The organism is Actinomyces sp. HMSC075B09, from assembly GCF_001812395.1.
Classification (GTDB): Bacteria; Actinomycetota; Actinomycetes; order Actinomycetales; family Actinomycetaceae; genus Gleimia; species Gleimia europaea.
Map to the genome: position 1 here is coordinate 719961 of NZ_KV808731.1, position 13956 is coordinate 733916.

Annotated in this window: 9 protein-coding genes; 3 read left to right on the forward strand and 6 right to left on the reverse strand. The window is 57.0% G+C overall.

Translation table 11 applies throughout. The features are described from left to right. Positions 1 to 72: 72 nt before the first annotated feature. Positions 73 to 1044 carry a 23S rRNA (guanosine(2251)-2'-O)-methyltransferase RlmB gene (gene rlmB / locus HMPREF2854_RS04070; RefSeq protein WP_070619267.1) on the forward strand — a complete coding sequence of 324 codons (972 nt, stop codon included), beginning with the start codon at positions 73 to 75 and terminating at the stop codon, positions 1042 to 1044. 29 nt (positions 1045 to 1073) lie between these two features. Here the strand turns inward: rlmB and HMPREF2854_RS04075 are convergent, their stop codons facing one another. Genes HMPREF2854_RS04075 through HMPREF2854_RS04090 form a run of 4 tightly spaced genes read right to left on the reverse strand, consistent with a single transcriptional unit; the run spans position 1074 to position 5335 of the window. After that, positions 1074 to 1910, reverse strand: a complete 837-nt coding sequence (locus HMPREF2854_RS04075; protein WP_261666651.1) for an energy-coupling factor transporter transmembrane component T family protein — start codon at positions 1908 to 1910, stop codon at positions 1074 to 1076. Between the two features lie 2 nt (positions 1911 to 1912). Then, positions 1913 to 3871, reverse strand: a complete 1959-nt coding sequence (locus HMPREF2854_RS04080; protein ID WP_070619269.1) for an ABC transporter ATP-binding protein — start codon at positions 3869 to 3871, stop codon at positions 1913 to 1915. Positions 3872 to 3878: 7 nt separating this feature from the next. Continuing rightward, positions 3879 to 4433 (reverse strand): ECF-type riboflavin transporter substrate-binding protein, encoded by a 555-nt coding sequence (locus tag HMPREF2854_RS04085; protein ID WP_070619272.1) that lies wholly within the window; start codon positions 4431 to 4433, stop codon positions 3879 to 3881. Between the two features lie 44 nt (positions 4434 to 4477). Further along, the gene (locus tag HMPREF2854_RS04090; protein WP_070619275.1) at positions 4478 to 5335 is read right to left on the reverse strand and encodes an SAM hydrolase/SAM-dependent halogenase family protein; all 858 of its coding nucleotides are present in this window, start codon (positions 5333 to 5335) and stop codon (positions 4478 to 4480) included. Between the two features lie 279 nt (positions 5336 to 5614). Between HMPREF2854_RS04090 and putP the strand changes: the two genes are divergently transcribed. Both putP and HMPREF2854_RS04100 read left to right on the forward strand, forming a co-directional pair. Beyond that, complete coding sequence (putP, locus tag HMPREF2854_RS04095; protein WP_070619278.1) at positions 5615 to 7105, forward strand: sodium/proline symporter PutP; 1491 nt, start codon at positions 5615 to 5617, stop codon at positions 7103 to 7105. Positions 7106 to 7303: 198 nt separating this feature from the next. After that, entirely contained in the window at positions 7304 to 10900 is a 3597-nt protein-coding gene (locus tag HMPREF2854_RS04100) for a bifunctional proline dehydrogenase/L-glutamate gamma-semialdehyde dehydrogenase (RefSeq protein ID WP_070619281.1), read from the forward strand. Between the two features lie 83 nt (positions 10901 to 10983). Here the strand turns inward: HMPREF2854_RS04100 and HMPREF2854_RS04105 are convergent, their stop codons facing one another. Then, positions 10984 to 12672 carry a glycoside hydrolase family 13 protein gene (locus tag HMPREF2854_RS04105; protein ID WP_070619283.1) on the reverse strand — a complete coding sequence of 563 codons (1689 nt, stop codon included), beginning with the start codon at positions 12670 to 12672 and terminating at the stop codon, positions 10984 to 10986. A 22-nt stretch (positions 12673 to 12694) separates the two neighbouring features. Then, on the reverse strand, positions 12695 to 13717 hold the full coding sequence (locus HMPREF2854_RS04110; RefSeq protein ID WP_070619286.1) for a LacI family DNA-binding transcriptional regulator: 1023 nt from the start codon (positions 13715 to 13717) through the stop codon (positions 12695 to 12697). Positions 13718 to 13956: the final 239 nt, after the last annotated feature.

The window sequence follows — 13956 nt, forward strand, 5'->3', positions numbered from 1 at the left end:
CAAACAGGCTGCCAGTAAAGTTAGAACTGCCTGTACAATAGGCGCCAGTAAATCAAGCAAAGGCAGGTAATCATGGCGGTTGATGGCGGCGCTCGCGGACGCAAGCGTGCAGGCAAAGGACCAACCAAGGGAAGTGGAGGTCAGCGTCGGCGCGGACTGCGCGGCAAAGGTCCAACCCCGAAGGCAGAAGACCGCGAATACCACGTAGCGTACAAACGCAAGCAGGAACGCGAGGCCGAGCTGGCTAAGCAACGCCAACGCGAAGCACACCGCAACCGCACTTCCATTAAGATCGCTCGCGGCCACGAACTCATTGTGGGACGCAACCCCGTGTGGGAGGCCGTCGAGTCGGGCATCGAAATCGTGCGCGTATTCATTGCTGGTGACCCCACTGATGATCGCGTGGCCAGCGTTCTCCGCGCCGCCTCTACCCAGGGCGCTTCCATTATGGAATGCACGCGCCGGGACCTCGAAAATGCGTCGGGCGAAACCGCACACCAGGGCATCGGCATTGAAGTTCCCGAATACGAGTACGTGACTGCCGCCGACCTTCTTCAGATTGCCGAGGACGACTTTAAAACTCCACTGATCATTGCTCTCGATCAGGTAACCGACCCGCATAACCTGGGTGCCGTGCTGCGTTCGGGCGGCGCATTTGGCGCTACCGGCGTACTGATCACTGAAAGGCGTAGCGCCTCCGTTAACGCAACCGTGTGGAAAGTGTCTGCCGGCGCCGTTTCGCGAGTGCCCGTTGCGCGTGAAACAAATCTCGTGCGGTCGCTACGCGCATTAAAAGAGGCAGGATGCTTCGTCATCGGCCTCGACGGTGGGGCGGACGTCAGTTTGCGCGACGTTGAACTGGCAAATGAACCACTCGTTGTAGTTACCGGAGCGGAAGGTAAGGGACTCTCCCGCCTAGTGCGCGAAACCTGCGACCAAATCGTGTCTATCCCAATCAGCTCTGCAGTTGAATCCCTCAACGCAGCTGTCGCTACCGGCATCGCGCTCTACGAGATTTCGCAAAAACGAGCCGCGCAGAGCTGATCACAGTTCGTAATCCGAGTGGCCGGCCGCTAGATGAACGGGTTGTAGAACCGTCCTCCATTAACGGTAATAAGCCAGGCAGCCAGCGCAAGTAGGGCTACCGAAAGCGCGATGGCTACCCAATCGCGGGCAAGCAGTGGGCGACTGGTGTACCACGTGCGCGTCTTGTGCTTGCCAAACCCGCGTAGCTCCATTGCGGTAGAAATCGTTTCAATGCGTTCCAGGGATGACAGCAGTAGGGGGAACAGGATGGACGCGCTGTTCTTGACGCGCGTGGCAAACGAAACATCTTTGGACGTGTCGACCCCGCGAGCCTGCTGCGCTTGAGAAATCTCGCGGTATTCGCGCTGCACGTCCGGAATGTAACGTAGCGCTAATGCAACCGAGTAGGAAGCTCGGTAGGGAACTCCGATTCGATTGAGCGAAGACGCGAACTCGGATGGGGACGTGGTGACAATGAATAGTAGCGCTACGGGTAGTACCGCAAAATATTTCAGCGTCACGTTCAACTGGTAGAACAGTTGCTCTGCAGTGAACGTGTAGCGGTTAGTCAAATGCCAAAGCGGCGTGCTGGTCCCATAAATCTCGGTGCCGTACTGCGGGGCGAAGACGAAAATCATGATGTTGTTCAAAATCATGAGGACGAAAATGAACCACAGCACGATCTTCAGTTTCGACAGCTCAATTTTTGAAGAGATCCACAAGAACACGGACACGAACACCATGAGCACTAAGAAGCGCGTATCAAAGCCCAGCATTGCCGCGATGGACGCGTTGATCATCATGATGAGTTTTGTGGTCCCTGTTAGCGAATGCATAAACGATTCGCGGGGAATATAGCCTAAAACGGCAGTTCTTTCAGCCACTGTTATCGCCCCGTTCCCAAGTGCTCAGCGAGGACTGCCTCACGCCACTCGTTTTCACGCACAATGAACTGCTCAATGAACGCGGTTGGGTCAAGTGTGCTTTCTGCCTTCGCACCGGAGCACTCGTTGGCATTATCGAGGAGGCCTCGCTGCGCTCCGATTCGAACAGCCAGGTCATAAAGCGAGGTGGTTCGCAGAGACGCCGCGTGGGTTAGCTCGGGGTCTGCTAGCACGGAGGCGGAAGAGCGAGCGGCAATCACCTTGCCGTCAGACATGACGAGTGTACGTTCGGTGTATTCGAGCGCCAGGTGCATGTCGTGCGTAATCAACACAACCGTGATGCCAGAGTCGTTCAAGCCCTTTAGGAACTCCATGATTTCGGTGTAGTGCGCCCAGTCTTGCCCGGCTGTGGGCTCATCCAAAATGATGATTTCTGGAGTTGTGACCATGACCGACGCTATCGTGACGCGCTTGCGCTGCCCGTAGGATAGCGCAGATATGGGCCATTCCCGATATGCCCACAGGCCGCACGTGCGAAGCGCTTGCTCAACGCGCCTGTTCTTCTCTTCGGCAGAAATATCGAGGCCTTGCAGGGCCAGGGAAACCTCTTCAATGATCAAGGTTTTTGAGATCATCTGATTGGGGTTTTGAATGACGAACCCGATGCGCCGGCCGCGGCGGGTAATGGGAGCGTGAGTGATGTCCTCGCCATCTAGGTAGATACGACCAGAATCTGGCTTTTCGAAACCGCAAATGAGTTTGGCAAGAGTGGACTTTCCCGCCCCATTGGTGCCACAAATAGCAACTACCTCGCCGCGATAAATCTCGGTTGAGACCCCTTTGATGATTTCAACTTCGTTAATCCCGAAATTGATGTTCTCCAGCTTCAAAATCGGGTCGGGCTTGCGCGGAGTCTTGCGTGGTTCGCGCGCCCACTTTGCAAGTTCGGCCCGCGCGTCATCGCGAATCCGCACGGAGTGTACAGATTCGGGTTCGTCCGCAGCGGTGACGTTGTGGCCGGCCATGCGCAGAGCCGTAATGTAGAGCGGTTCGCGAATCCCATGATCGGTCAATACTCGCGAAGCAATAATTTCGTTCGGAGTACCGTCCGCTACGATCTTCCCGCGATCTACAACAATTATGCGGTCCACGTGTCGGTGCAAGACGTCCTCTAAACGGTGTTCGATGATGATGACGGTTGTGCCCTCCGGCGGGCGCTGGTGCAACGCATCAATCGTCTCAATGGCCTGCTGGCCAGAAGCGGGGTCAAGGGAAGCAAGAGGCTCGTCAAAAAGCAGAATCTGCACGTCGTCTACGAGCACGCCGGCCATGGACACACGCTGTTTTTGGCCGCCTGACAAGTCTTGAGGGGAGGCCTCTAGGCGGCTTTCAATACCAACGACGGAAGCCGCCTGTTGCACTCGTGAATGCATCTGGGTTTGCTCCACCAGGTCGTTTTCTAGCGAGAAAGCAATGTCTTCTGCAACTGTTAGTCCAATGAACTGGCCATCTGGATCCTGCAGTACAGTGCCCACGATTTTAGAAAGCTCGTGCAGGGGAGTTTGGGTTGGGTCAATGCCGGCAACCTTCACCGTGCCGGAATGTTCCCCGGGGAAGCGGTAGGGGATGAGCCCGTTGATGACGTGTGCCAGTGTGGACTTACCAGAGCCAGACTGGCCTACAATCGCAACTTTCTCGCCACGGTTGATCGTCAGATTGATACCCCGAAGAGTGGGAGAGGATTGCGCGCGATATTGAAAGGTGAAATCGCAAAACTCGATGATTGGTTCAGGCTCAGTACCTGATGAGTTCGGTTGGTTCTGTGTCCGGGCGGCTTCCGAACTCGAGCGAGGTACAGTGCCCGGGCTGGGAGCGTCATTCGCGGGGCGAGCCGGCGCGCTCGCAGCACTTGCCGCGCTGCCGGCGCTTGGGCTCACCCCATTCGAATGAAACTCAGTCACAGCTGGCTTATTCCTTTTCCTCAAGCGAGCCAGCAGAAGTGCGGGTCTTCGCGTAGGCAATCACAATCAAGGAGCCAATGATAGCGGTGGTGAGGATGTTAGAAACACCAGCGACCGCTCCCTGCGTGAACACCTTCGAAGCGGGCTCAGAGTAGAACAGGATGTCCAAAAGCGGGGCTGCGATGCCCCACGACACAGCGTGCGCTACCACCACGGCAACGTTGAAACGTACCAGGCCGCCACTGTTGATTGGGCCGTCCTGCACGTTATCTTTCAGCGTCATTAGGCCCATGATCAGGCCGGCAATAGCCGAAGCCACGATCCAGGACCACCAGGGGCCGTAGGAGGTGGCGTCGATCAGGAAGTGACCAATCAACCCCATAAGGCCGGCAACCACCGGTCCGTAAAGCAGTGCGAACACGGCTAGCAGCGCGTACTGGATGTTAATGGTCGTGTTTGGAATCGGCGTTGGGATTACAAGAAAACGGCCGAGTACAAAAAAGAGGGCCGCGCCAATACCCGTAGCTACCACAGCAGTGGTTGGCGAAGTCTTATTAATCATTGTTTTCCTTCTACTTGAATTTGTACTGAACGGGATGAGGGGGATTAGGCGAGGGGCGCATCATCTGGCGGATACTCAAAATCCACCTTCCACTGCGTTCCCTGCCCAACCGAGTACGCCATTGCGAACGAACCGCGGTTAATTGCGATAGCCATGTTGTCCAAAGAGTTCGTATAAATGAGCGGTTCACCAACCGACACGTCCGCAAACGAGCGTACGTACTTAAGCGGAGCTGAATAGACGTCGCCGTGCTGGTTTTCGATGTGTACGCGAACGTACTCGCCCATTTCCACACCAAGTTCAAGGAACAGTTCTCGCGGAATGTTTGTCCAAAGAGACCCGTATCGAACGTCGTGCGTGTCAATAGTGCCGAAAGCCTTGTTGTGCTCAATTTTCGGCTCCATGACGGGCAGCTTGATGGCCTTTTCAACATCGAGGGCGGGGCCGACCTCCTCGAAAGTGATCTTGCCGGATGCTAGCCGAGCACCCGTGTATGCGTAAATGTCACGTCCGTGGAATGTGTAGGAGTGACCCGAACCCGGCAGTCGGTTAACGGACTCGTCAATCTCACGAAGCTCATCCAAACCGTACGTAACCGCAATATGAGTCAGTGTCCCGTTGTCAGGCGTTACAACAAAATGGCCAGACTTGGTTTTTGCCACTACGGATAGGCGATCCGAGCCAACTCCGGGGTCAACAACGGAAACAAACACCGAACCCGCGGGCCAGTACGCAAGAGTTTGCGCGAGCCTACAAGATCCCTCCCACACGTCGTAAGGAGGAATGTTGTGAGTGAGGTCCTCAATAGGAAGACTCGAGTCCACGCCGTACGCCACGCCGTGCATGGCTGACACGGCGCCATCTGAATATCCAAAATCAGACTGCAAAATTAGGGGCTTCATGGGTTTCCTGAACGTAGGGATCTGGGAACGGGTCCATCATACGTGCATACACGGACAGCAACTTCACGCGATCTCATAATGGACGCGTATCGTCGCGCGGCGCTCTACAAGCGCATTTGCGTGCAAATGTCCTGTTATAACGCCAATTTCTTAAAAGTGACCGAAACGTGAGATCAACAGAGAGTCAAATGTCACGAAAAGATAACGAGTCTTGACATCGAGGTTCTTCGTCGCGGATTGTTAGGTTCACTGAAAACTGCCCAAAAGGAGGATACCCGCATGTCGACGACGACATACCAGGCAATCGCCATGATCATTTACCTCGTAGCTATGATCATGATCGGCCTACTCGCCTACAACCGAACGAGTGACTTTGACGATTACATGCTCGGCGGTCGCAAGCTCGGGCCAACGGCCGCGGCCCTATCCGCCGGCGCATCTGACATGTCCGGCTGGCTCCTCATGGGTCTTCCCGGGGCGATCTACCTGAACGGTCTCATTGAAGGCTGGATCGCGGTTGGTCTAACCATCGGCGCCTGGCTTAACTGGAAGTTCGTGGCGCCGCGCCTACGCTCCTACTCGCAGGTGGCGTCCGATTCCATCACCGTTCCCTCATTCCTCGGTCAACGTCTGCGCGACCGTTCGCACCTGATCCGCATCGTTGCGGGAATCATCATTTTCATCTTCTTCACGTTCTACGTCTCATCCGGCATGGTAGCCGGCGGCTCCTTCTTCGAAGCGTCGTTTGGCATGAACTACCACCTCGGTCTCGTCATTGTTTCTGCAATCGTTGTGCTCTACACGCTAATCGGTGGCTTCCTTGCCGTGTCGTGGACGGACGTAGTGCAGGGCCTCATGATGGTTACCGCGCTCATCCTTGTGCCAATCGTTGGCATCATGCACGTAGGCGGCTTCTCCAACATGGTTACCGCCATCAACGAGGTTGATCCCGCTATCTTCTCCCTCTCCGGTGGTGCCGCTGCGGGCGTGGCCGCGATGGGCATTATTTCAGCGCTTGCTTGGGGCCTCGGATACTTCGGCCAGCCCCACATCATCGTGCGCTTCATGGCTCTGCGTTCTGCGAAAGAATCTGTTGCCGCTCGCCGTATTGGCATTGGCTGGATGCTACTTGCAGTTATTGGCGCCGGCATGACTGCCCTCGTTGGCGTAGCTGTTTACAAACACGACGAGGCCCAGCTCGCTAACCCCGAATCGGTATTTATCTCGCTCGGTCAGCTCCTAATGCACCCGCTTATTGCGGGCTTCATGCTTGCCGCTATCCTCGCGGCCATCATGTCTACCATTTCCTCGCAGCTGCTGGTCACGTCTTCTGCGGTTGTGGAGGACATTTACCGCGCGTTCACTAAGCGCGACCTGTCTGGCAATGACGGTGTGCTCGCGGGTCGTGTCGTTGTAGCAGTCATCGCGATCCTGGCCGCTGCCCTCGCATGGCCGCGCTCGGACACCATCCTTGCCCTCGTTGCATTCGCGTGGGCCGGGTTCGGAGCTTCGTTTGGTCCCACCGTTCTGCTCTCGCTCTACTGGCGCAAGTTCACCTACCAGGGAGCCATCGCCGGCATGATCGCTGGAGCGGTCACGGTTGGTATCTGGGGCAACGTTTCGGGTGGCATTTTCGACCTTTACGAAATCCTTCCCGGCTTCCTGCTGAACCTGCTGTTCGCGGTCATTGTTTCTAACATGACGTACAAGCCGAACGACGAGATCGATAAGGAGTTTGACGACGCCCTCGCGGGGGTCTCGGCAGACTAACCCACACAAGTAGCGCAGCTCTTGCAAAGTGCAAGAGCTGCGCTCACGTGTGCACCAGGTATCGCACGTTAAAGCGGATGAAATAATTCGCGTAAAAGATATAAATTGCTTTTCCTGTGCACTAGAAGAATTCCCCAATATAGTTAGAGCAAAACCTCGCATAGCCTCGCATGCGTAAAGTCAATCAAAGGAGATCAAATGACTGCGCCGGAAGTAACGGACTTTTCCCAAATCGCAGAACGGGCGCTCATTCGGGCGCGCAAATGGGCAGACGAATCAACGAAATACCCCATTGATCCGGCCGCAAAGCTCCTTGCAGACGTCCTCGAAGATGAGGGCGGCCTTGACTACACCGTCTCGTTCGTTGACGGGGTTGTGAGGCCCGAAGATCAGCAGGTGGCGGCAGACCACCTGGCTGAAACAGGTAAGAAGAACCCGGATTTCCTCCCTTGGTACCTGCGCACCCCCGCCCTCATTGGTGGAACCGTTGGCAAGTTTGTTCCAGAGGTTTCCGTGCCGGCCGCACGCCGCGTATTCCGGCAGTTGGTGGGAGACCTCGTTGTTGATGTAACTGATGACAAGCTCGGCCCCGCAATCCAGCGTCTCAAAGCCGACGGCGCCTCGCTAAACGTAAACCTTCTTGGCGAGGCCGTTCTAGGTGACAAGGAAGCCGCGAAGCGTTTAGCCGATACCAAGCGCCTGCTTGAGCGTGACGACATCGACTACGTTTCACTGAAAGTTTCAGCTGTCACCGGCCCGCACAACCCGTGGGGTTACGACGACGTTGTTGATCACGCGTTCGCCGAACTACTGCCGTTGTACAAGTACGCGGCCGCACACCCCGCCCGCAAGTTCATCAACCTGGATATGGAAGAGTACCGCGACCTGCACCTCACCATTGACGTGTTCAAGCGCCTCCTCGACCAGCCGGAAATGAAGAACTACTCGGCAGGCATTGTGCTGCAGGCCTACCTGCCGGACACGCTCAACGCTATGAAAGACCTGCAGGAGTGGGCCGCAAAGCGCGTTGAAAATGGCGGAGCGCCCATCAAGGTGCGCGTGGTGAAAGGCGCGAACCTTGCCATGGAGCGCGTTGACGCCGCCATGCGAGGGTGGGAACTAACCACCTGGGAATCTAAGCAGGCCACCGATGCGAACTACCTGCGCATCATCAACTGGGCGATGACCCCGGAGCATCTACAAAACGTGAAGCTCGGCGTTGCCGGACACAATCTGTTCACTATCGCAGCGGCTTGGGAGCTTGCCCTCGAGCGCGGCGTGCAAGACCAGATTGAAATCGAAATGCTCTCGGGCATGGCTACCCAGCAGGCTTCAGCCGTTCGCGAGGACGTAGGCAACCTCCTGCTGTACGTCCCGGTTGTAAGCCCCGACGAGTACGACGTGGCAATCTCTTACCTGGTGCGCCGGTTGGAGGAAAACTCGGCGGATGAAAACTTCATGGCCTCCATTTTTGATATCGGCACCGACCTTGGCGCATTCGACAAGGAGAAGAAGCGCTTCCTCGCGGCCGTTGAGCAGATGGAGCGCGAAGGTGACCGTCGCGTGGGCGCGAACCGCCACCAGGATCGCAGTACGGAAACGGCCGAAGACATTGCGAAGCCCGTGACTACTCCCGCGGGAGGCTGGACGTTCAAGAACACTCCGGACTCTGACCCGTCGCTACCCGAAAACCTGCAGTGGGCCCGCGACATCGCGGCCCGCATCAAGGACTCCAAGCTCGGTAACGAAACTATCGAAGCCGCAGTAATTGACACCGAAGACGCACTGAATGAAATGCTCGATCGGGCGGTCGAAGGAGGCCGCGAATGGGCGGCACGCAGTGCTAAGGAACGCTCCGACCTCCTCCACAAAGTTGGTGTGGAACTGGGTAAGCGTCGCGGTGAGCTAATCGAGGTGGTCGCATCCGAACTCGGCAAATCGCTTCAGCAAGCTGACGTTGAAGTCTCTGAAGCTATCGACTTTGCCCACTACTACGCAGAACGTGCCCTTGACCTCGAGAATCTCCAGGGTGCTAAGTTCGAACCGGTAGATGTCACCCTTGTGACTCCGCCGTGGAACTTCCCCATTGCTATCCCCGCGGGCGGTACCATCGCGGCGCTCGCGGCTGGATCCGCCGCCATTTTGAAGCCGGCCTCGATTGCTCGTCGCACTGGCGCAGTATTGGCCGAATGTATCTGGGCTGCAGGTATACCTGAAACCGCTTGCATTCTCGCTTCCGTTGGTGAACGCCAGCTGGGCCGCGAGCTAGTAACCGACAAGCGCGTTGGCCGCGTCGTTTTGACGGGCGGTGTGGAGACCGCGCAAATGTTCCGTTCTTGGGATCCCACCTTGCGCATCATGGCTGAAACCTCGGGCAAGAATGCTATCGTGATCACTCCGTCAGCCGACCTTGACCTCGCTGTTAAGGACGTGATCGACTCCGCTTTCGGTCACGCAGGCCAGAAGTGCTCGGCAGCCTCGTATGTGATTCTCGTGGGATCAACCGGCTTCTCCAAGCGCGTGCGTAACCAGCTGGTCGACGCCGCGAAGTCGCTGCACATCGGTTGGGGAGACGATCTATCGGCAGAAATGGGGCCCTTGTCTTCCGAGCCGGGAGAGAAGCTCCTGGCCGGCCTGACGACTCTTGATGAAGGACAAAAGTGGGTGCTTAAGCCGCGTCGCCTTGACGACACGAACAGGCTTTGGAGCCCAGGCGTGCGCGTGGGCGTGGAGCCGGGATCTGAGTATCACATGGTTGAATACTTTGGTCCGATCCTTGGCGTAATGCGCGTTGACACGCTTGAAGAGGCCATTGCAGCGCAGAACATGGTGGACTTTGGCCTCACCGCTGGCTTGCACTCGCTTGATCCCGATGAGATCAACTACTGGCTCAACAACGTAGAAGCGGGCAACGTGTACGTTAACCGCGGTATTACCGGTGCAATCGTGCAGCGTCAGCCGTTTGGCGGATGGAAGCGCTCCGCGGTGGGCGAAACCACCAAGGCGGGAGGCCCGAACTACCTCTACGGATTTGGCGATATCAAACCCGTTGAGTCGGCTTCGGAGGGTGAGCGCGACGCCGCGTACCCTCCGGCTGTCGAACACGAAGCCAACGTGAAGGCCCCGCAACTGCGTGAGCTCCTAGAATCCGCAAAGCGCCTTCTGTCAGAAGAGGACTACGCGCGCCTCGCGGTTGCCGTCGAGTCTGACCAGCACGCGATCGACACCGAGTTTGGCCGTCTGCATGACCCGTCGAAGGTCGGCGTGGAACGCAACATCTTGCGCTATCTGCCCGTTGGCGCCCAGATTCGAGTGGGCAAGGACGCCTCTCTCTACGAGGTGTTCCGCGCGGTCTCTGCAGGTATCGCCCTGGGGGAGATCGTGAAGGTAGATCCGGATGACGAGACCTCGTTTATCCGCGAACTTCCAGCCGGTGCTTACACAGGCATGGACCTTACGGTGTCAACGGAAACGTTCCTCCCAACCGATCCGTCGATCATGCTGGGCAATCTTGGCGTTGACATCCTCGTTGAAAACAAGCGCCAGTTTGCTGAGCGTGTTCAAGCTGAGGTGGAAGCCGGCGAGAACCTCGACATTCGTATCCGCATGATTGGCGAGGACGGCGACGAGCTGCGACGCGCAGTAGACGGATCGATTGACGTTGCCATTTGGGATGGGCCAGTCACTACGTGCGGTCGCGTGGAGATTCTGCCGTTTGTGCGCGAGCAGGCAGTCTCGATCACCAACCACCGGTTCGGCAACAAGACCCCGCTCTCTACCCAGGTGCTGGTGTAGTAGGCGAGCGGTTTAGCTAGAAGTTTGGGCGGTCACCTCTTGGGTGATCGCCCAAACTCTTGCTCTGGCATAAAATCAGACGCTTATAGCGCGTACCAAACCGTCGAGTTTGGCGCGGCCTCGTTACTCGAAACATTCGCGGGAGCGACCTCATCAGTAGACAGCAAGATGCGTGCGTCCTCGGGAAGCGCCACGGCCTCATCAAATGCCATAACAATGTGCACGTCAGCGCGGCCAGGAAGCCGAGATATGTAGTGCAAATGGGCCTCCTGCGCGTCCAGAAGTTCAGCCCGGCCAAGTCCCAGATCTTCACGCAGGCGATACATTTTCTTGAAGAAATTTAAGGATGAGGACTCCTCGGCTTCCTGCACGTCCACGGCAAATGTCTTCCAACTTGCAGGCTGGGGGAGCCACGTGGAGCCGCCGGGAGAGAATCCGAAGCCCGGGGCGTTCGCTTCCCACGGCATGGGTACACGGCAGCCGTCACGGCCGGCTTCACGCCCCTGAGTGCGGTAGAAAGCGGGGTCCTCGCGCAGCTCGTCGGGCACGGCCATGTGTTCGGGCAGTGACAGCTCTTCGCCCTGGTAGATGTACATGGAGCCGGGCAGTGCTGCTTGAAGGGCATGAGCGGCAAGGGCGCGACGCCGACCTAGTTCGGCGTCCGGTTGCTCCTCAAATGGGCGGATGCCATTAGGTCCCTTGCCCGTCCTGGATAGTCCAAAACGGGAGGCGGCACGCACCACGTCGTGGTTTGAAAGCACCCAAGTGGTAGGCGCGCCCACGGTATCCATCTCTTGTAAAGAGTGGGCTATCACCCGACGGTAAGATTCGGCGTCCACAGGTGAAGTGAGGAAGTCGAAGTTGAACGCTTGGTTCATCTCGTCCGCTCGTACGTAAAGCTTCGCGTCCTCGGGCCTGTTTAGCCACGCCTCGGCAGCCAGCGCCCGGTCGCCTTCGTACTCGCCCAGCACCTGCCGCCATTCGCGGTAGATGTCGTGTACGCCAGGCTGGTTCCACTGGGGAGGTTCGGGAACATCCTCGGGTAGCATGTTTCCACCCGAAACCATGTCCCAGTGGTACTGGTAGTTGGGCAGATCAGGATCTTTTACGAGGCCGTGTGCCACATCTACACGAAATCCGTCCACGCCTAGATCCAGCCAGAACCGCAGGATACTGCAAAACTCTTCGCGCACCCGCGGATTGTCCCAGTTGAGGTCCGGTTGGGAAGAATCGAACAGGTGCAAGTACCACGATTCATCGTTTTCCCAAGCGGAGCCAGGAGCGTCCGCGCGATCTTTCACGCGCGTCCACGCCTTCCCACCAAAAACGGAAAGCCAGTCGTTGGGCTCTTGAGGGCTCTCGCGAAACCAGTAGAGGTCACGCTCTGGCGCATCCGGTCCGCTCGCAAGAGCCTTTTGGAACCATTCGTGTTGGTCGGAGGTGTGGTTAGGCACGAGGTCAACGATTACGCGAAGCCCAAGCTCGTGGGCTCGCGAAATTAGGGCGCTAGCGTCGTCTAAGTTTCCAAACAGCGGGTCGATAGCCCGGTAATCGGACACATCGTAGCCACCATCCTTTTGCGGGGACGCATAGAACGGGGAAATCCAGACGGCGTGGGCGCCTAGATTCGCAATGTGGTCAAGGCGCGAAGTGATTCCGGCGAGGTCTCCGATCGATCCGGAGCTGGAAGCAAAGGAGCGGGGATAAATCTGGTAGATGACAGCCTCGCGCCACCATTCGCGTGAGGTGTTTGCCGGGTGAAGAATCTGCATGGGTTCGCGGGCCCCTATTCGTTTATGAGGATGTGGCCTGCTTGGCCGGAGCGGTGGTTTCACGCACCACCAGTTCTGGTTTGAACGTTGTGAGCGTCATTTCGTTTGGTGTTCGTTTGATGCGAGAGACGAGGGTGGTTACCGCTGCCTCACTTATGGCGCGTACGGGTTGACGAACGGTTGTGAGCGCGGGGGAGAGGAAGGGCATCATTGCGGAGTCGTCGAAGCCGATGATCGAGACATCTTCGGGAACGCTCATGCCCTGGTCGACGATGTAGCGCATGGTTCCAAGCGCCATGATGTCGGAGGTGCAGATGATTGCGGTTGCGCCCTGATCGAGAACGGCCTGCGCTGCCGCCTGCCCGCCCTCTACGGTGAACAGCGTTTCGGAATGGATTGGCGCGGAGTCGGGGAGCATCTGTTCCACACATTCGAGGTAGCGTTCGAACTTGATGTGTGCTGGGCTGAAGCGCAGTGGGCCCGAAACAAATCCGATGCGTTTGTGTCCTAGGCCCACCAGGTGACGCATGGCCTGAGTGATGGCATCCGCGTCGTCGGTGGAGAAGTCAGGCGCATCAATCTTGGAGTTGGCTCCATTGATTGTGACGAATGGGATGTGGCTTTCGATTAAGTTTTGATAGCGCTGCGTGTTTGCCGTGAGGTCGGCGTGCAGGCCAGAAACGAAGATGAGGCCAGCAACGCCTTGGCTCATAATGGCTTCTACGAGGGAATCCTCGGTTGAGCCGGCCGCAAACTGGGTTCCAAACAGCGGGGTGTAGCCCTGTCGGAGCATTTCGGTGGATAGGTGTTGCACGAACTGCGGGAAAATGGGGTTGGTGAGCTCTGGAACGATCAATCCGATGAGCCCGCCGGAGCGTGCTCGAAGTTTTTCTGGGCGTTCGTATCCGAGGAGGTCGAGGGCGCGCAGAACCGCTTGGCGAGTGTCTTCGGCAACCTCTGATTTCCCGTTGAGCACTCTTGAGACCGTTGCGGTGGATACACCGGCTTGCTGTGCCAGGTCGGATAAGCGCAGTCGCTCAGCCATCGCCACTCCTTTGTAGGCTGCTCTTACATACATGTTTGAAAACGTTTTGCAAATATTTGCGGGTTACATAAAACACTACATGAGGCGCGGGAAAAATGAGAAAAGATTAAGCTGGTTGTCTGGAAATGCGCTCATTCAACCCCTCTTTATAAACATCTGATTACAATTCCTTACAGAAATCTCTGAAAACTCTTGCAAAAATCTGAAAGCACGTTACAATCAGGAATGTCTAGATCGCT